The organism is Roseofilum sp. (genome assembly GCF_982964205.1).
This window is the reverse complement of the sequence record NZ_CEZBFX010000004.1, coordinates 95,865-114,212: the sequence shown is the minus strand read 5'-3', so window position 1 is coordinate 114,212 and position 18,348 is coordinate 95,865. Positions and strand designations below refer to the sequence as shown.

Annotated in this window: 14 protein-coding genes, 1 tRNA gene and 1 pseudogene; 1 reads left to right on the top strand and 15 read right to left on the bottom strand. The window is 44.2% G+C overall.

Going from position 1 to position 18,348, the window contains the following annotated elements; all coding sequences use genetic code 11:
- Positions 1-96: 96 nt before the first annotated feature.
- The 11 genes and pseudogenes from AC3A14_RS02305 to AC3A14_RS02255 all read right to left on the bottom strand — a co-directional run bounded on the left by AC3A14_RS02305 (position 97) and on the right by AC3A14_RS02255 (position 11,594).
- Positions 97-1,041, bottom strand: coding sequence for an XDD3 family exosortase-dependent surface protein (locus AC3A14_RS02305; RefSeq protein ID WP_318731529.1), 945 nt, complete (start codon positions 1,039-1,041; stop codon positions 97-99).
- An 873-nt stretch (positions 1,042-1,914) separates the two neighbouring features.
- Positions 1,915-2,661 (bottom strand): hypothetical protein, encoded by a 747-nt coding sequence (locus AC3A14_RS02300; protein ID WP_318731528.1) that lies wholly within the window; start codon positions 2,659-2,661, stop codon positions 1,915-1,917.
- 66 nt (positions 2,662-2,727) lie between these two features.
- Positions 2,728-3,267 (bottom strand): hypothetical protein, encoded by a 540-nt coding sequence (locus AC3A14_RS02295; protein WP_318701390.1) that lies wholly within the window; start codon positions 3,265-3,267, stop codon positions 2,728-2,730.
- 284 nt (positions 3,268-3,551) lie between these two features.
- Positions 3,552-4,124, bottom strand: coding sequence for a bifunctional adenosylcobinamide kinase/adenosylcobinamide-phosphate guanylyltransferase (gene cobU, locus AC3A14_RS02290; protein ID WP_318731527.1), 573 nt, complete (start codon positions 4,122-4,124; stop codon positions 3,552-3,554).
- A 77-nt stretch (positions 4,125-4,201) separates the two neighbouring features.
- Positions 4,202-4,804, bottom strand: a complete 603-nt coding sequence (locus AC3A14_RS02285; RefSeq protein WP_318701388.1) for a peroxiredoxin — start codon at positions 4,802-4,804, stop codon at positions 4,202-4,204.
- A gap of 159 nt (positions 4,805-4,963) precedes the next feature.
- Positions 4,964-5,037 (bottom strand) — tRNA-Met (locus AC3A14_RS02280).
- A gap of 95 nt (positions 5,038-5,132) precedes the next feature.
- Complete coding sequence (locus tag AC3A14_RS02275; RefSeq protein ID WP_318731526.1) at positions 5,133-7,661, bottom strand: peptidoglycan DD-metalloendopeptidase family protein; 2,529 nt, start codon at positions 7,659-7,661, stop codon at positions 5,133-5,135.
- A gap of 310 nt (positions 7,662-7,971) precedes the next feature.
- The gene (locus AC3A14_RS02270; RefSeq protein WP_318731525.1) at positions 7,972-8,439 is read right to left on the bottom strand and encodes a tRNA (cytidine(34)-2'-O)-methyltransferase; all 468 of its coding nucleotides are present in this window, start codon (positions 8,437-8,439) and stop codon (positions 7,972-7,974) included.
- 81 nt (positions 8,440-8,520) lie between these two features.
- The gene (gene gshA, locus AC3A14_RS02265) at positions 8,521-9,660 is read right to left on the bottom strand and encodes a glutamate--cysteine ligase (RefSeq protein ID WP_318731524.1); all 1,140 of its coding nucleotides are present in this window, start codon (positions 9,658-9,660) and stop codon (positions 8,521-8,523) included.
- A 132-nt stretch (positions 9,661-9,792) separates the two neighbouring features.
- Positions 9,793-10,836: pseudogene (locus tag AC3A14_RS02260) on the bottom strand (potassium channel family protein); the annotation flags it as partial.
- A 32-nt stretch (positions 10,837-10,868) separates the two neighbouring features.
- Entirely contained in the window at positions 10,869-11,594 is a 726-nt protein-coding gene (locus AC3A14_RS02255; RefSeq protein ID WP_318731522.1) for a pirin family protein, read from the bottom strand.
- Positions 11,595-11,695: 101 nt separating this feature from the next.
- On the opposite strand from AC3A14_RS02255, the gene AC3A14_RS02250 reads away from it, so the two are divergent.
- Complete coding sequence (locus tag AC3A14_RS02250) at positions 11,696-12,037, top strand: winged helix-turn-helix transcriptional regulator (RefSeq protein WP_271940009.1); 342 nt, start codon at positions 11,696-11,698, stop codon at positions 12,035-12,037.
- An 8-nt stretch (positions 12,038-12,045) separates the two neighbouring features.
- Here the strand turns inward: AC3A14_RS02250 and AC3A14_RS02245 are convergent, their stop codons facing one another.
- The 4 genes from AC3A14_RS02245 to AC3A14_RS02230 all read right to left on the bottom strand — a co-directional run bounded on the left by AC3A14_RS02245 (position 12,046) and on the right by AC3A14_RS02230 (position 18,129).
- The gene (locus AC3A14_RS02245; RefSeq protein ID WP_318731521.1) at positions 12,046-12,516 is read right to left on the bottom strand and encodes a WD40 repeat domain-containing protein; all 471 of its coding nucleotides are present in this window, start codon (positions 12,514-12,516) and stop codon (positions 12,046-12,048) included.
- Complete coding sequence (locus AC3A14_RS02240; protein ID WP_318731520.1) at positions 12,504-15,143, bottom strand: AAA-like domain-containing protein; 2,640 nt, start codon at positions 15,141-15,143, stop codon at positions 12,504-12,506. Before AC3A14_RS02240 ends, AC3A14_RS02245 begins: the two co-directional genes overlap by 13 nt.
- Before the next feature lie 15 nt (positions 15,144-15,158).
- Positions 15,159-16,772: an AAA-like domain-containing protein gene (locus tag AC3A14_RS02235; protein WP_318731519.1), complete on the bottom strand. Its 1,614-nt coding sequence runs from the start codon at positions 16,770-16,772 to the stop codon at positions 15,159-15,161.
- Positions 16,773-16,905: 133 nt separating this feature from the next.
- Positions 16,906-18,129 carry a DUF790 family protein gene (locus tag AC3A14_RS02230; protein WP_318731518.1) on the bottom strand — a complete coding sequence of 408 codons (1,224 nt, stop codon included), beginning with the start codon at positions 18,127-18,129 and terminating at the stop codon, positions 16,906-16,908.
- Between the last annotated feature and the right edge of the window lie 219 nt (positions 18,130-18,348).

Here is an 18,348-nt window from a genome sequence, read left to right as displayed (position 1 = left end):
TTATCGAATCCGTAAAGCCATGTACCACAATCCTATTCCCCATTCCCCATTCTCTACCCCAAAGCGCTATGTCGCATGATTACCCAAAACGCTTATTTAGCTTTGTTTACGCAGCTTTGCACCAGCAAACATTAAACCGACGAGAGCTAAACCAGTGAGTGCAGTGGGTTCGGGAACCGGAACAGTAGCGACTTCTTCAAAAATACCTTCTATAGCCATCCCATCATTGGTGCATTCAGCAAACAGATGAGCCACAAACTCACCGAGCATTTCTGGGGTTCTGGTGAAGCTAAAGCCAAAGGTTGTAGCTCCCAGCTTATTGTTACCAACTCCAAAAGCACCCCCAAAGTCTAAGCCTAAACCGCTCAGTTGACTCTGATTCAACAGTTGGAAATTATCGTTTTCGACTTTAGTTCCAGACTTGATGGAGGTGGGAGCGCCACGGTTAGCCGTATAGAAAGAAGTTTCAGAGGCTTCTAGATCGCCGAAAGACTTGATACCCGCATTGCGATCTTGAATATTCTGACTGCGATTTTTGGTCTGATTGTAATGTTTTTGGATGGTTTTCCAACCAGAGTTTCTAGCACTGACATTTTTGGTGGTAATGTCTTTATACAGACCTAGAGGATTGGTTCCCTTCGCAGCATCCTGAGTGGCATTCTTGAGTCCCCGTCCAAAAGAATCGTTGGTTTCGGCGAAGTGAATACCATACTGCTCCCCACCGACGCTGAAGAGAAAGTCGCCCCAACCGATGTTTTTGTCTTTCGCGCCACCATGATATCTTCCATCTAACGCTAGGTTGGCGTTAATTCCAACGGTGATAGTGTCTCCCTCTTGGTGAACTGCCATGCCATGCATTTCATAGCCAGATACTTTGCGCCCATCAACCCATGAATATCCTCCGGTGCCATCATTGGAGTAGTCACGAGCGTAGTTCCAACCGTTGTAGAAGGTTCCCGCTTGGGCAACTCCAGTCATACTCAGCAGACAAGCGGTAGTTGCAGCAGTACCGATAAGAGTTTGAATAGAATTAAGTTTCATGAGGTTTGCTCCTTCTGTTCTGTGTTATCTGGTGTTGCCCACTTAAGCGCCGTCTTTAACATTAATCAAGATGAATGATTATTTTTGCTTCAACAGATGCACGCAAACTTCACGGCGTTTAGTAGGCTTTGTTTTTACCCTATATTCAGCATATGCCAGTTCCTCAGCCATGCCATCGGCAAAGCTGCTGAATTTAGATTGCGTCTAAAATGAAGACTGTGTGAAGAATGCTGTTCTTAACGTGAAGGAAGAGTTAAGAATCGGAAGGGAAAGAGGCAATCTCCCCAAAAAACCGTATTTTTAAGACTAGGCTTTATTTATCTGACTAACAAATAACCAAATCTACGCACGTCCTCACCTGTTTTACCCAGAGGTAGGAAAGGCTGCCTGAAGTGGTCTAGGGTAGCAACACTTTCGTCAGCAGCCATTCCAGAGAGGAGCGAAAGAAACCCGTTTTGTACCAGAAGTTGGCAGATGAACAACAAAGTTGGCCAGAAACCGAGTGTCTAATCAGGTTGGCAAATATTCTAGAAGTTGTTCGCTCTTTTTCCCGTTCCCTGGCGAGTGTTTCTTAGTACAAGTCAGACAATCTGATCCTTTGTTTTTCGGCAACCTGTTTCATCTGTAGTTCAATGTCTGGAATGGCTGGAAATCGCAACCATTCTTCACGCAACAGGAGAACTTTATAGACCTCTACGTCCATATATTTCTCAAGGAATTTCCGGGCTAAATTTGGGATCTCTTGGGTCTAAAAGTAATTATAAAATCTTGCGTAAAGCCAAATTATAGTGAATTCGATTAACAATGAGACATTGTTGTAGAGGCGAAAAATTTTTCGCCCCTACAGATACCTCTGATGATTATTGGGTAATATTATGCCTGTTCTTCCTCCAGGGAGACCAGTTTCTCATCGATCACCAGAGAAGGACGCAGGAGGAAATAGACGACCAGACCAAAAAAGGGAATTAGGCGGGTAATCCACAGCAGAGTAGAATTGTGCCATTGGCGACGAGCCATATCATCATTCACTAGCCAAGATTGAAACAGGGAAAAGAAGAGCAAATCGATCGCAAAGGAATACGCCAGGCGATCGCGACTAATAATCTGCATCAATTCTTGCGATCGTTGCCCAATATCACCAAATTCGGGTCTTGCAAACATCGCCCAACTTATAGAAATCAGGACAATTACACTTAAGAAAATACCCCAACCACGACTTTCTGTAACTTGTTCTAATCGCGATAGGGGGCGATCGCCTAATTCTGGATTCCTGCGTCTAATCCCTAACCAAGGCAAATAAAACACATTCGTCAAAAAGGCAATACCCACTAAAAACGGAAACATCGGCCACCGTTGACCTCGACCATCCACCAGGAAGCCCCATAATAATAAAGCCCAAGCCACAACAATATTAAATAACCCTTCTAAGGTAGGATGTAAAACCGGCGCTTGTTCAGGTAAAACCAGGGGAGTAATAAACCAAAAGTTTAAGCTTAAATCCCAGACTTCTTGCAGTAATTCTGAATTAATATGCAGCAAAGAGGGGCCAGGGGGCAGGTCAGAAAACAAAAGATAAACCACATAAACCAACCAGATTGTCCAAATAAAAATTTTCCCCATCACCATTGCTCGTCTTTGAAACTTTCATTCTTAAAGTCTACCTATTCCCTAGCGTGTAGCGCTATATTAAGCCACCTGATGAGAACATTGACATTTCGGCAACTGATTGAGTAATTCACTGTCAACATCACCGACTGGGGGAAGGGTTTCACCGGGTTCTAAAACTGCCCGATCCGCAGGAATTTGTTTTTCATTCGCTTGGAGCAGCTTTTGTCTAATGGTATTCAAGGCAGCTTGATTATTCACAGGCGATCGCGGTAAGGGTAAGTCTAAATTGGGCCAACTTGATAAACGAATACAAGGACAATTTTTAGTCTCCATGCTACCAATAGTCATAGGAACGGGCATCACACACCGACAGCACAGAATTATGTCCCATTTGGGCGTGAGTAATTCGGCAATAGTCTGATCTGTATCTTCTAAATAACAGTCACCCGATTGATCGGAAAGTAGGGTTTGCCAACAGTCTTCAAAGGCTTTACTATAGCGATTTCCTTCAATGACGGGATGGGGAGAAAGAGTGCGATCGCCATTATGAATATAAATTTTACGCCCTAACTGGAGCCAGTGGGCTAAATATTGTCTAACTTGGTCTGCGGATGCCATAAATAATCTAACCTAAATACAGCTTATGAGTTTTGAAAACAGAGATCATACGTTGAGAGATTGGCTGATCATGCCTAGTGCTAGTCAGTTCACGATCGAGGGGTCTGGAGAAATTGGCGCTCGGCTCTGTCTAAAGATCTTGGTGGTAAGGACAGCAGAAAGGGGAATTGCTTGAGTGCGCTAGTTCCTATTCCCGATCTTCTCCTATTCCTATCTTAACCTCAATCCCCTGTATCTTATCTCCATCAAACACAAGAAATTGAGCGATCAAAGCTTATAAAACTCTAAAGATTGGTGATTGAATTTAAAGGAGTACCTAACTCAGTTAAATTGAGGATATAGCCTCCCGTCACTAAGTACACTGGGTTAGCGATCGCTCCTAAATGACGAACCAAGTTCCCCAGGCGATCGCGAAAGGTTCGTCCCAAAAGATAGGCTGGAACCACCCCCCATCCCGTTTCTTCCGCTACCAAAATCAGATCTGCTTGTGTTCGTTCTACCGCCAATAACAACTCTTGCTCTATCAACTCCCATACTTCTTGATCGTACTCTAGACAGTTCGCTAACCAAGTTCCTAAAGAATCAATTAATAAACACTCCCCTTCCTGTCCCCCATCCAGACATTGGCTCAACTCTTTCGGAACCTCCCTCATTTGCCATTGTGGAGGTCTACGCTGTTGATGTCGTTCAATACGCTGTTGCCATTCTACATCGCTTGGATCGAGTTGCGCTGTAGCAACGTAAACCACTGCCTTTTCCGTCTTTTGGGCTAACCTTTCTGCCCACTCACTTTTTCCCGATCGCGCTGGTCCCGTCACTAATATAACGGTTCCTGGACGAGAAGAATCCGTTCTCATACTCAATTGTTCAATTCCCTATGAAAAAACCAGGTACGTTTAGTGTACCTGGTTAATAGATTTCTGAGCTGTATCTTTTATACGGCTGCGAAGTAAACTTTGGATTTTACAGGATCGGGATTCATGGTTTTTTCACCCGGTTGCCAACCCGCAGGACAAACTTCGTCGGGGTGAGTTTGAACATATTGAATGGCTTGCAGTACGCGCAGAGTTTCATCAACGTTGCGACCAAAGGCTAAGTTGTTGATGGTGGCATGTTGAATGATGCCTTCTTTATCAATGATGAATAGACCCCTCAGAGCAACCCCAGCATCGGGATCGAGGACGTTGTAAGCAGCACTGATTTCTTTTTTGATATCGGAGACTAGAGGATAGTTCAGATCGCCAACACCACCAGATTTACGGTCGGTTTGAATCCAAGCTAAGTGAGAAAATTCACTATCTACAGAAACGCCTAGGACTTCGGTTCCTAACTTCTTGAATTCTTCAAAGCGATCGCTAAAGGCAGTAATTTCAGTCGGACACACAAAGGTGAAGTCTAGGGGATAAAAGAAGATCACCACATACTTACCTTGGTAGTCTGATAGTTTAATCGTCTTAAACTCTTGATCGACCACTGCGGTTGCCGTAAAGTCAGGAGCCGCCTGTCCAACGCGGATACATCCTTCAGATTGAGTCATGTCTGCTTTCTCCGTTACATATTGTTACGAATCATATCATACTCATAGTCGTTATGACTTCTTTTTTCCAACTTTCCCTAATCTTCAGTGGTCAAGGAAATAAAAATCGCCTAGATCTAGGCGATACAGACGGTTTTGGAAACTCTATAAATATTTATATGGCTCGGGGCAGATTTGAACTGCCGACCTTGGGCTTATGAGTCCCCTGCTCTAACCAACTGAGCTACCGAGCCAAAACCACAGCTTCGCCATTGTAACCTAATTTCAATCCAAAAAGCAAGGGAGATCGGAAAACATTTTTCCGATCTCCCTTATTAACCATCCAAATTTAGCGGTTAGGTAAATAAGCCATAGGGTTAACTGCGCCCTGTCCAGCCGGATGAATTTCAAAATGCAGGTGAGGGCCGGTACTGTAACCGGTACTCCCCATTTCAGCAATTTGCTGACCTTGGCGAACTTTTTGCCCCTTGCGGACTAACAGGCGGTTATTGTGGGCGTAGCGAGTCAGACTTCCATCAGGATGACGAATATCCACCAAATAGCCATAACCCCCCGAATTCCAATCCGAATAATCCACGACCCCTGGAGCAGCCGCGAAAATTGGTGTACCAATGGGCCCAGCAATATCAATACCCCGGTGCATTCTGCCCCAGCGCCAACCATATCCAGAGGTGAAAACTCCTTGTGCTGGCCAGATATAGCCATTCATGCGATCGCCAGGAAGATAGCGTTCACTCGGAGCCAATGGCGGCACTTCCGGCGACACCATTTCTCCAATAGGCAACTTACTGGGGTCGTAAGCATCTGGTCCGAGAGGAGCAACCGCTACATTTTGCCCTGCTCCAGAAGCAGGAGTCTGTGGAGTAGAAGGACTTGAAGAGCGGTATTTTTCCTGTAAACGCCGCAAGTCTTCTTCCAAGTTGCCTGTAGAGCTAGAAGTAGAAAACTCAGAATTTACCCGCTCTACAGGTCGAGCTACGGAAGTCACTGGCTGTTGTACTGGGGTTAAGGGTTGAGTCAGGGGTAAAGTCACGCTTGCCGGCTGATTTTGATACTGTTGGCGAAGCTGATTCAGTTCTGTCGTTAACCCTTCCACATAGGTACTATAAGCACTCTCTTCAGTAGGATTAGGGGTAGACTGCTTCTGGGATGACGAGTCATTATTGAAACTGACTAAGGGAACCGGCTGCTGAGAATCAATAGCAGCAGAACTAATCTCGGTGGTATTGATCCCTGGAATTGCGGGAGTTGCCGTTATCGAGTCTAGGCTTTGGCTCTTAGGAATCTTTAAGTTCTGATTGACTTGAATCAAATTGGGATTGGTAATGTGATTCACTCGGATTAACTCAGATCGCGTTACGCCATAGCGACGGGCGATCGAATCTAAGGTTTCCCCTCTTCTAACTTGATGCAGTACGGGTTGAGGAAACACCGAGTCTCTCGGAGAGAACCGAGACGCTACAGAAGTAGAATTCAAGGAAGGCGCGATCGTCAAGCTCGGTAATTCCGGCTCACTCCCACTCATTTCCTTAAGTTGCTCTTTCGGTTGCCCCGATAACTCTTCAACTTCTGTATGAGTAGGTTCGACTAGAGGAGTAGTTTCTTGTAATTCTGGAGCAACTCCTGTTTCAGTTTCAGCTTTCAGAGTTGGGTTGGCTAGAGTCTCTGTTGAGGCAATCTCTGGAGATGGGGTAAATAGTTTCGGGGTGCCATCAAACTCTGGCACAGGTTGTAAGTTTTCCTCTACTTTCCAGGGTAAAGACGGCGCTACCGCAGCAGAGGATATCCCTGATGTGGAATTTTCAAATCGAGTTACTGCCAAGGACTGATCCACTTCCAGTTGATCTGGATTACTCAGTTGATTGGCTTCAATGAGCGCTGATGAGTCCACACCATGGGTTTTGGCAATAGTGTTGACCGTATCTCCCGACTGAACTTGATAAACCTCTAGGGTGATTTTCTTGGGTGTCGCATCCACTTGAGACTCAGTGATTGGCTTAACTGTCCAAGTGGAATTAACGGGTCCTACTCCCTCTGTTTCACTTTGCATCTGCTGCCAAGAAGGTTTAACTGCTGTAACTTCTTCTGCTTTGGTTTCTTTTGGTAGGGTCACAATCACCGATTCTGATGTCACAGGTGATTCCTCTACAGGTGCAGGCAGACTTGGGAACTTGGGGGCAGTTTTTCCAGAGGGCAGAACGGTTAAGGTTCGGGATGACTCTGGGTTGACTGATTCTAATACCGCTACATAGCTAACGGCCTCATCTAAGGCTGCTTGCTCTTGTTCTTTCTGCTGTTGAGCCACCGGTTGGTTTTCATTCAATGCATCAGATGCATCTATGAACTCTGGAGTCAGAATAACTGGAACTTCTGGCTTTATTTCTTGGGTTGAGAGTTCAGAGGTTGAGAGGCTCTTTTCCTCTAAGGCTGTTTTAATTAGCGGAGGCTGTGATGTCAAGAATGGGGATTCTGGGCTTAAGATTTCCGCCCTGGAAAACCCTTCACTTTCTGGCATCACAGGCGAATTTCCCAGAGAAGCAGTTGCTGCATTGAACCCTGGAGAAACTACTGTAGTTGATACTCCCCGACCGGTTAAATTTGATTGGGAGGCTCGGTTGGTAGTTTGAGTGGGGTCAAGCGTTGCTGGTTCTGCTGCTCTAGCCGCTTGCTGACCTTCTGGGAATAATAGGTTTGGTAAACCCATGGAAATCGCAGCCAAGCCAATCATGGCTGCTGATGTACACACCCTACGGTTGCTATCGGGGGAAACCTGCTTCGAGTGACCTAATTCTACATGGAATACAGCGGTGGGAAGCAGAACCGATTGATTATCTTTCTGGGAATTTGCTCGTTTCAAAGAACGACCTCCTAATAGACGAGCGCTTAACAGTGTCTGAGTTAATATAACCTAACTTTCGTGATTGGAAACACTGAAGTTCATAGATCAAGATCACAGACTGTTAATAGGCTTAGGCAAGACTACCTTGCTTTTCCAATTCTGACAAGCGTTAATTTTTGTTTCAATGATTTTAGCTCTGACTCTTCAAATTGTCATCTTCTTCTACTACCTAGATTATCTGGGGTTTTCAGGAGGTTTGATGGGGATCAATCCACTTCTGATAGAAATTTCTTATTTTTGATCGCGATAAAGACTATCGATTAGGGTTTTAAAGTTGATCGAGTTTTCCGAGTTGCCGACAGGCTTCAAAGAGACCCAAGGCTGTACTGACTGAGAGATTCAGGCTACGGACTCCGGGTTGAACCATGGGGATTTTGACCACACAATCACAGGAATCGAGGGCTTCCGAGGGCAGGCCTTGGGTTTCACTACCAAATAGGAGCCAATCATTGTGACCGAAGGCAAAATCGATATAGTTGGTTGTGCCCGAGGTACTAAAGCCGATGCATCGCCCTCCTTGGTTTTGTTGATGGGTGGTAAAGGTTTCCCAATCTAGATGATAAGTCAGATCGACAAATGGCCAGTAATCCAGCCCGGCCCGTTTCAGATAGCGATCGCTAATTTCAAAGCCTAGGGGCCCCACCAAATGTAGGGGAGTAGAGCTTGCTGCACAGGTTCGAGCAATATTTCCGGTATTTGGAGGAATTTGGGGATGAACCAGAACCACCCTAACCATAAACTTTAATAATATCAGAAATTTTAATCAAATCTAGCCCTCGGATTGCTTCAACTGAGATGATTATTTGCTGAGCGAAGACTAAGCGACTAAGGGATGACAGAGCTGCTCGGCCATCTCTCGTTCTTCTTGTTCGGTGGCAGCGATCGCCTTTTGCATGACCTTTTCTAGATTACCATGGACTTGATAATCCTTTAACCATCGTAAACTTTCATTTCCCTGGCGCAAAATCTTTTTCACGGGGGAGAGGAAACAACTAAAGCCTTTTTCTTTGGCTATAGGCAAAACCCGATCGTAGAGTTCTTCTATCCACTCCCTTGCCAAAATAGAGCGTCCATCTTGCCAATGGGTTAATCGAGCATCCAAACTCGACTGAGCTGCTGCTTGTTCATTTTCAGCCGTTAAATGCAGCAATTTTTGAGGATCTCCCCTATATATATGTAGGGGGTCTAACCCTCGATCGCTCATCAATTGCCATAAACGAGCCTCTAACAGCGCTGTGATCGCCAAAAGGGAGATCGCATCAGTGACCAGATCGCAAATTCTCAATTCTAAACGATTCAGGTTATAGGGACGGCGATCGCCATTGGGACGCACAGATGTCCACAAATGACGCACATTTTGCATAGTTCCTTGGGCCAACTGTTCCTGAGTCCAATCAATATAATGGCGATGACTTTCAAACAAGGGCACAAACTCAGGCGTTTGGGGAAACACTTGCCAGCGAGTCGAATGGGAACCCGTTACCTGACCATTAAAAAAGGGAGAAGACGCACTTAATGCTAGATATAAGGGGGCTTCCAGGCGCACCAAACGACAAGCCTGCATTAACACTCCTGGATCGGCAATGCCGATATTAATATGAATACTGGCAGTAACCACCTTCGTGCCATAAGTTTTTTCGATATATCCATGGTAAGGATTCTTGGGGTCAGAGCGATAAAAGCGATCGCCTCCACCTAACGATAAAGTGCTGCCAGGAATTAAGGTATAATCGCCTAGCTCCTTGAGATATTGGCGCAACCGTTGTCGAGGCTGAAGCAGTTCGCACAACAAACTCTCGTAACGACATAAAGGAGCGGTGGTATACTCCACATTACGGCTATCGGGTTCGCGGACAAAACCATTCAGATCGGCCACAATGCGATCGGAAAGACCGACAATCTCACCTTGGGGAGTGCCGGTGTACATTTCAATTTCAAAGCCTTTGGAGAGGAGCATAGCTATTCCTCAAGTATTCTAGTTCTAGCTTATAGCGCTTGAGATCCCTAGGCAAAAGTAGGGGCGAAAAAATAGTGAGGATTCATGAGGATTCATATTCATATAGAATAAAATCCGGTTTTCTGGTATTCCCTATTCCCTATTCTCTTGATTTCCCCAAACTGCTCCAGAAGAGAGTTTCACCCGCCATAACTGATCGAGTTGGCTGGCTGGCATCGTCAAATACAAAACATCTCCAGGGGTTAACGTCGCCTCTAGTAACTCCCAGCTATGCATCACCTGATGATAGGTCGTCTCTAAATATAGGGGCACAAAATCCGCTTGCATGGCTGCATCTTCAACCCGTTGACCACAAAAGGGATGACTGGGGGTAATCAAAGCGGCTAGAGCTACCCATAAACTTCCACCCGTCATACCATTGCCCAAGATTCTACCTCCTAGGGCAGCAGCGGCAAAGGAAGGAGCCGCTAAATCAATAGGACTGAGAACCGAGTCAAGATCAAAGACTTGTTGGAATAACTTGGCAAAATGAGGGTCTTGGTTGCGGACAATAACCCGTAATTTCGGGACTAATCCCTTGCTGCTGAGGGCGATTTCCAGGTTAATCGTATCATTGCTGGTCACGGCAAATAGGCTCTCTGCTTGTTGGATATTGGCACTCTCTAGGGTGGTTGCTAAACAGGCATCACTGACAATGACGGGGACTTTGAGAGAATAGGCGGTATTCAAAAACCGACACTTAGGATCGGATTCAATAATCACCACATCATAGCCTTTGGCATGGAGTTGACGGACGGTTTCCATACCGATACCGCCTAAACCACAAACAATATAGTGATGGCGTTGAGGAATGGGGGCAGTTTCTAGGAGTTGGCGGAAACGAGTCCCTAACACCCAATCATTGAGCAATGCGTAGCCAATACCAACAATGCCTGCACCAATGAGCATCATAAAGGCGGTAAATAGTTTAATGGCAGCAGGAGCTTTTTCAGCAACTTCTTCTTGTCCTCCTGCACCGGTAATCATACCCACGGAAAAATAGAGGGCATCAACGATGGGAATTTCCCAGTTAATGGTGGTATAGGTAAAGGTGGCAATCAGAATGGTCAGACAAAGGAAAAGAGTGACTAGCACCGAGGATTGGAAGTGTTGTTGAAATTGGCGCAAATAGGTAAGTTCGTTCGGAGAGAGCAAGAGATTGAGAGCAACTAAGCTAAATCAAAGAGCAGAAATTCTGAGGATTCTTCGGCTTGTAGATTTAAGGTTTGGGTGTTGGAGATCGCGGCTCCATCTCCAGTTTCTAGTACCATACCATTGACGGATAGTTTCCCGCGAACCATTTGTATCCATCCATAACGCTCTGGTGCAAAATCATAGGACACCTGCACCTGTGGATCTAAAATCGACGCAAATAATTTTGCATCTTGATGAATCACTACCGAACCCCCCTCACCATCGGGAGAAACTAACAATCGCAGTTGATTTTGTTTGGATTCTGGACTAAAATATTCTTGTTGATAGCCTGGCTTCAGACCTTTTTGATTGGGTACAATCCAGATTTGTAAAAAATGGGTCGTATCCTCTTGATTATGGTTATACTCGCTATGGGTTACTCCGGTTCCAGCGCTCATAATCTGGACATCTCCGGGATTAATCACCGACCCATTGCCCATGCTATCTTTATGTTCTAACGCACCGTTAATTACATAAGAAATGATTTCCATATCTCGGTGCGGATGGGTTCCAAATCTAGAACCGCCTTGAATTCGGTCCTCATTAATCACTAAAAGATGGCGAAAGCCTTGATATTTTGGATCGTAATAACCGGCAAATGAAAAGGTATGATTCGACTTTAACCATCCATGGTTTGCCTGTCCTCGTTCTGAGGATTTACGAAGCACAATTTGTGGTGTTTTTAAGGGTGTGTTAACCATAACAGAAAGACCCAACTCAACTCTTAATCATTAGTTTAGTTCAGCTCAACTGAGCCTGTAAAGACGGTACTTCAAAGTGCCATAGTACCCAAAAAGTAACGATGCACAGTCCAATTGAGTCCTCAACTCGCCTAACCTGCGCCGTAGAAACCACGATCAAAGTGATTGGGGGACGGTGGAAAGTTCTGATTTTGCGCGAACTTTTCTCTGGGGTGAAACGCTTTGGGGAACTGCAACGGGCAATTTCTGGAGTAACGCAGAAAATGCTGACTCAACAACTGCGAGAAATGGAACAGGATGGACTCATCGATCGCGTTGTTTACTCTCAAGTGCCCCCTAAAGTGGAGTATTCCCTCACTCCCACTGGACGCAGCTTAGAGCCAGTCTTGACTGCGATGCACAATTGGGCGATTCAATACAACGCTTCGCGCGGTAAAGGTTAATCCATTCCCTATCCACAAACCCCTCGATCGCCCTCTTCCACATTCAGACTATTGACCAAATAATCCCGAACCCAATCACAGCCTAAATCCAGGGGATTAGCGGTGAGGATATCATCCATATTCCAAACAATAACCTTGCGATCGCTGCTTCTAGACATCAATAACTGACCATCTGGGCTAAATTGTAAGGCAGTGATAGCCCCTTCATGGCCGCTGAGAATATGCGATTGCCGGCCTTCGAGATCCCAAAGTTCAACCGTATGATCCAACGTCCCCACTGCTATCAAGCGACTATCCGGACTTAAATCTACACTATTTAAACCGCGATTGGCTTGGAAAACTTGCGCTTCAAACGTCTCTAAATTCCACAAGCGAATGGTTTGATCTTGACTCACGGACACAAGAAATTCACCATCAGGGCTAAACGCCACATCAAACACACTCGCTTGATGTCCCTCCAAAGTTTTTAATACTGCCAATGATCGAGGGTTTCAGTCAAATCCAGTAACGGTAATTGTTGGCTATCCTGACTAATCAGAGTCTGGTTTTGGCGATCGCTTTCCATAAAAATTGTTTGTAAAGGATGGGACAGTCGCCATAATTTCACCCTTGTATCTGCACTTCCAGAAGCCAGAATCTGACCATCGGGACTAAAATCTAGGGCCCTGACTCGACTGTTATGCCCGACTAAGGTCGTTATCTCTGTACCTTCTACTGTCCAAATTTTCACGGTGCGATCGTCGCTAGCCGAGGCTAAGATCTGACCCTGGGGACTAAAGCGCAGATTCCAGACTTCTCCCTGATGTCCTTCTAAGGTTCTCAGTTCTTGAGGGTGAGGACTGGCTAAGTTCCAGAGTTTGATCGTCTGGTCTAAGCTAGAAGAAGCTAGGGTTTGGCCATCGGGACTGAAAACGATATCAGTGATGGCATTCTGGTGACCTTTGAGGGTCGCTTGGAGTTTTCCATCTAACATCCATAAAGTAATCGTGCGATCTTCACTCCCAGAAGCGAGGATTTGCCCATCTGGACTAAACCTCACCGTTCGCACTCCACTCTCGTGGGGCAATGTTTTGAGTAATTGACCCTCCAGAGTCCAGAGTTTAACTGTGCCATCCCTAGATGCGGATGCCAGGGTTTGGCCGTCAGGACTAAAGGCAATGCCAAAGATAATGTTGGTATGGCCGGTGAAAGTCTTGAGTAATTCACCCTCCCTTGTCCAGAGTTTAAGGGTATTGTCCATTGCAGCAGAGGCAATGATTTGACTATTGGGGCTAAAGGTAACGGCAATGACGGGCGCTTGATGACCTTGGAGGGTTTTCAGGAACTGTCCCTCTGATGTCCAGAGTTTAAGGGTATTATCGGCGATCGCCGTAGCAATCAATTGCCCATCTGGACTAAAATCCAATTCAGGAATCCCGGCTTGATTCCCCGATAAAATATTGGCTTCAACAATTTCATAGATTCCCTGTTCTAGGATTCTATCCACCTGTTGGGTTAAGGTTGAGGAACTATTATTCAGACTGTGTAGGCGACGTTTGGCTTTAATTCCTTCAACTAAAGCCAGCAATTTTTTATCAGCAATCAGGAGTCCCCTAGAGGAGGAAACCAGCGCTCTAATTTCACTCATTCTGGCTTGTTGTTTGCTCAGTCTCGCTTGTCGAAATTGCCAAAAGGCCAGAATTCCCAATCCACTCGCAATCAGTAGGGCAAGACTGAGAACCCAGAGAAATTGGCGTTGTAAGTGAGCGAGATGTTGTTCTTGTTTTAACCGTGCTTCTACCTCTTTAGTGCGATCGGCTTCGAGGGCAGTTTGCACCGCTTGCCGATCCACCTCAACCGATGCCGATAGAAACTGATAATCCTCATTGCTTAAACGTTTTCCTTGGGCCCAAACTTGGGCATCCTGAAGCGCTTGTCCTCGCAATAATCGGGACGTATCGGTTTGACCACCGATCGACCAAGCCTGTAACATTTGGGAGTAAGGGCGCAGATCATTTAATTGCTCTCTCACCCAGTCTTGATTAAAAATTTGCTCATAAATCCGAGTTTTAACCCGTAATACCCCCTTTTCCTTGATCGCCAAACCAGATAAGATCAGTTCAATCTGTTCCCAACTATCGTCATTGTGAACTCTCTCTCCTTGGAGGATACGCTGGTAAACACTCAAGAGTCGGGCACTGTGCTGGGGATTGTCGAGCAGGCGATCGCGGATCGTTTTTAAGTGTTCTGGTTCATCTTGAGATTGCCATTGATCGAGAATTTTTTCCTGGACAACTTGCTCGACCCAAAACTCTTCATTTCCAGCCAATAATTTTGCTGATTTTCCATCGATCTCTTCACTCACTTGAGCGAGAATTTTAAACAATTTTTGGCTCAGAAAAGGCTGTCCATTTGTCCAATACAAAACCCGCTCAATCATTCGATCCAGATTCAGGCGCTTGGCTGATAATTCCTGAGCTAAGGGTTGCATCTCAGAAAACGTAAACCCATTCAATTTTATGGCTGTGCCAATATTGAAAGGAGTTCGGGATGGATCGGCAATTAAATCAGAGGGAGTCGCCACCCCAAAAATGGCAAATGTTAATCGATTATAATTCGGTTCTAAAGCGCGTTGATTGTAGCAAAATCGAATAAAAGCGAAAAAATCATTAATCGGGAAAGGCAGACTTAAAATACTATCAATCTCATCAATGAAAATGACTAGATTTTCTTGCTCAAATGTGGCGAACAAAATATCATAGATGAATTGGGTTAAGCGCTGAGTGATGGACAAACTCTCTTGAGTTTTCCACCATTCCTTTAAATTAAATGTCTTAAATAACTTAAATCCTCGTCTTAATTCACTTACGATCCCTTTATACCATTGTTCGGGAGTGATATGTTCACTGCCAATACTGGTTAAATCAACTGTGGCACATTTCCATCCTTCCTGCTCTAATTGATATCGAGTTCTTACCAGTAGGGAAGATTTGCCCATTTGTCGGGAATTTAAAACATAACAAAATTCACCCTTCTTCAACGCATTATATAACTGAGTGTCAGCCTGTCTTTGAATATAACTTGATGAATCTTTTCTTAAGCTACCACCAACCTGATAGATGGACATAATATGAATTGAAAATTACTTTAAAGTGACTTGATCCCTACCTTTTTCCTTGGATTGGTAAAGGGCTTGATCAGCTCGCTTGAATAGGTCATCCGGATGATCTTTGATGTAAGGAATGATACTAGCAATTCCCAAGCTAATCGTAACAATTTTAGACCCAACTTTAGAATTGATATTCTCAATTTTTAAGCTTTTGACTGCCTCCATAATATCTTCAGCCAGGTTCAGGGTAACAATCGGATTTTTCCCTGACAAAATGATGGCAAACTCTTCGCCACCATAGCGAGCCAGCAGATGATCGGTATGGTTGAGGCATTGGGCTATCTTTCGTGCTACTTTTTGTAGGCAGCGATCGCCTTCCTGATGTCCATAAGTATCATTATACTCTTTAAAGCAGTCAATATCAACCAAAACCAAGGAAATAAATAGCGTTTCTTTTAAGCATCGATTCCATTCATTTTCCAGGTAACTATCAAAGAGGCGACGATTAGCAACCTGAGTTAAACTATCCGTGTGAATCAATTGTTTTAGCTTTTGATTTTCCTGCTCTAGTTGTTCCAGATGCTGATTGGATGGAGAAGGAGTAATAAAGGCATGGTTCAAGAAAAAATCGCGATAAAGTTCACAGGAAACTTGAGCGCGATCGCCCACAATATTGACTAATCCCAGACTCTCCAACTTATAAGCAACTCTTGGTTCTAAAACCAATCCTTCTTCTTCAGAGACTAACTCTTGAAATTGCTTAAATAGCTCGGTATCTTGCTGTAAAATTCCCCATTTTTTTTGTAAATGACGCTTGAAAATTTTCGTTTTCAACACATCATTATCTAGAAAATCTTTTAAGCATAAACTAGATCGACAAAGAGAGTAAAAGAGCAAGCGAACCAAATAGGGATGACCGCCTGTTACTTTCATCACATACACCAGATCCGATGGATCGACTAAAGTCAATTTATGTCGCCTTAATAATTGTTCAACTTGTTCTATAGTAAAGGGGGGAAGTTGGATCGGAATGCCTACATTAAACGGAGATTGATTCAAATTGAACTTAACATAATTTTCCGTAGAATGGACAACAATCCATCGAAATCGATCGAACTCACTAACTTGTCTAGATTGTTCATACCAAAACCGCAACAAAGACAAAAAATCTTGGGCTAAACTTGGATAATCAAAGATTCGATTTACTTCATTGAGACTTAAGACAATCGGCGAGTCTAAATGCTGTAAAATATATTCTTCTAAATATAACGTGCTACTGGCTTTAGATCCGATTTCTTGATCCCAATACTCATCTAATTCATTGGGCAATTTGAGAGCCAAAGTTACTTTAATACAAAACCAACGCAAAAACCTATTTAAATTCGTATAAATAGATTCATCAATTTCCTGGAAATCAATGGTAACGGTTGGATAACCAATAGATTGAGCATGGGCAATAATCCGAATTAAGAGAGAACTTTTACCCATTTTATGAGGGGCTTTAATCCGAATCAGACTGCCCGGTTTTTCTAACTCAGTACAAACTTCTTCTTCGATAGGGAACCGTTCAATATAAAAGGGAGAGCCAATAGGAACTGGGGAATATGGAGCTTCTATAGACCAGATTTGTTCAGAAGAAAAATTCATTGACTCACCCTCATTATAGGTAATGGGTAATGGGTAATGGTCAACTGTTTTTCGTTTTTTATACAGACTGACTCCGATTGGCTCCTCATTACTGCCATACTCTATAGGATAGCAGATGTATGAGACGTGTTTATCATGGCATGGCTTCTAATACTGGCAGTACAGACTTAGGTAATAATTTATTCTTAAACCAGACGATTGGGATAGGACACTCTTCTATCTTAACCCCAGCTTTTTCTAAATTCAAGCGGTCAGAGATGGCTAGAATTAAAGCTTTATCATCAATTTGTTTCACTTGATAAAACTTTTTCTGTAAATAACTCGGTCGCCAATAGCCCACAATTTCTAACAAAACTGACCGCCCATCGGGATGAACAAAGCGAAAATCCGGAATCATCACACTCCCAGGAATGGGGATTAAATCGACTTCTCGCTCTAAGACCCAATCGGTTTTCTGTTTGGCCCAGCGATCGGCAAAAGCGGATTCGAGCATACTATCATAGGATTTACCAGGGGGATAATGACTGACTAATTGACATTGGGAATCTAAAGAAAACTTACCTTGTTTGGGTGCCCCAGTATAGAAATCACGAGTTTGTAAATTAGCTTCTATGCTCCATTTTGTAACATGCAGGAGAGCGGGAATTAACTTAGCTAAAGCGAGTCCATAGCGGGTACTCACCCGTAGTAAACTGGATGGCCCGTCAATAGTAATGGTAAATCCATGGTCAGCATCTCCTTCAATATAAGACATCAGTTGAAAGAGTTTTAAATAGCGGAATAAGAGCTTATATTCTCCAGGAACATTGCGATGGGCATTAATTTTAATATGGGTGGCGCGATAAAAGATTCCTTGGACTTGGGAAAGATTATAACGGTGGAGGAGTGGCTCAGGTTCTGGAGGATCGAATTGGGTGAAGATGCGATTTTCGATTAAATCAGAATAAAGCCCTTGACGCAATTGATCAATAGCGACTTCTCGTTTCAGTTCTTGGCTCAAACTTTGGGCAACTTGATTTAAGGTTTGTTCTGTCCAGTCCTTTCCTGGCCGACCTTGGGCTGCTTCAGCAAAGATGCGTTGTCTGAGCAGGGGAGGATCGAGGGGGCTGATGGTTTCAAAGGTAGAAAAGCTGCTTTTCAATATATGAGCGAGTCCGCGCTTAATGCGAAAATCGGGACTTTCGCCTTCAAATTCCTGTAAGCTGCGATCGAGTTTTTTTTGGGGTTGACTGATATGATCTTGAAAACAGGCAATTAAGTCGGTGGCGATGCCTATCCAATAGCGGTCTAATTTTAATCGTTTGGGAATGATGGTTTCACCGCTATAGCGATAAATGAGTAATTCGCTCGGCAGCATGATTAATTAACAATTAAAAATCAATAATGGGTCTAGTAAATCATTGTAGTGGACTGTTTTACCTAAAATAGGGCTTTGTTTGGTGTAAGCACGAAGAGTGCTTAAAAGCCTAGCTGGAGAGGGTTTTAACCCTCACTACAAACAAAATCTAATGTAGTTTGGGTTGAGGAACGTTTCGCTTCGCGACATGTTCATGTCCGCTTTGCGGAAACATGTCGG

Coding starts and splice junctions, on each gene's coding strand:
- AC3A14_RS02255 (WP_318731522.1), bottom strand. CDS start 11,594: ATGGTTAACACACCCTTAAAAACACCACAAATTGTGCTTCGTAAATCC.
- gshA (WP_318731524.1), bottom strand. CDS start 9,660: ATGCTCCTCTCCAAAGGCTTTGAAATTGAAATGTACACCGGCACTCCC.
- AC3A14_RS02270 (WP_318731525.1), bottom strand. CDS start 8,439: ATGGTTAGGGTGGTTCTGGTTCATCCCCAAATTCCTCCAAATACCGGA.
- AC3A14_RS02230 (WP_318731518.1), bottom strand. CDS start 18,129: ATGCTGCCGAGCGAATTACTCATTTATCGCTATAGCGGTGAAACCATC.
- AC3A14_RS02285 (WP_318701388.1), bottom strand. CDS start 4,804: ATGACTCAATCTGAAGGATGTATCCGCGTTGGACAGGCGGCTCCTGAC.
- AC3A14_RS02300 (WP_318731528.1), bottom strand. CDS start 2,661: ATGGGGAAAATTTTTATTTGGACAATCTGGTTGGTTTATGTGGTTTAT.
- AC3A14_RS02295 (WP_318701390.1), bottom strand. CDS start 3,267: ATGGCATCCGCAGACCAAGTTAGACAATATTTAGCCCACTGGCTCCAG.
- AC3A14_RS02305 (WP_318731529.1), bottom strand. CDS start 1,041: ATGAAACTTAATTCTATTCAAACTCTTATCGGTACTGCTGCAACTACC.
- AC3A14_RS02240 (WP_318731520.1), bottom strand. CDS start 15,143: ATGTCCATCTATCAGGTTGGTGGTAGCTTAAGAAAAGATTCATCAAGT.
- AC3A14_RS02235 (WP_318731519.1), bottom strand. CDS start 16,772: ATGAATTTTTCTTCTGAACAAATCTGGTCTATAGAAGCTCCATATTCC.
- AC3A14_RS02250 (WP_271940009.1), top strand. CDS start 11,696: ATGCACAGTCCAATTGAGTCCTCAACTCGCCTAACCTGCGCCGTAGAA.
- cobU (WP_318731527.1), bottom strand. CDS start 4,124: ATGAGAACGGATTCTTCTCGTCCAGGAACCGTTATATTAGTGACGGGA.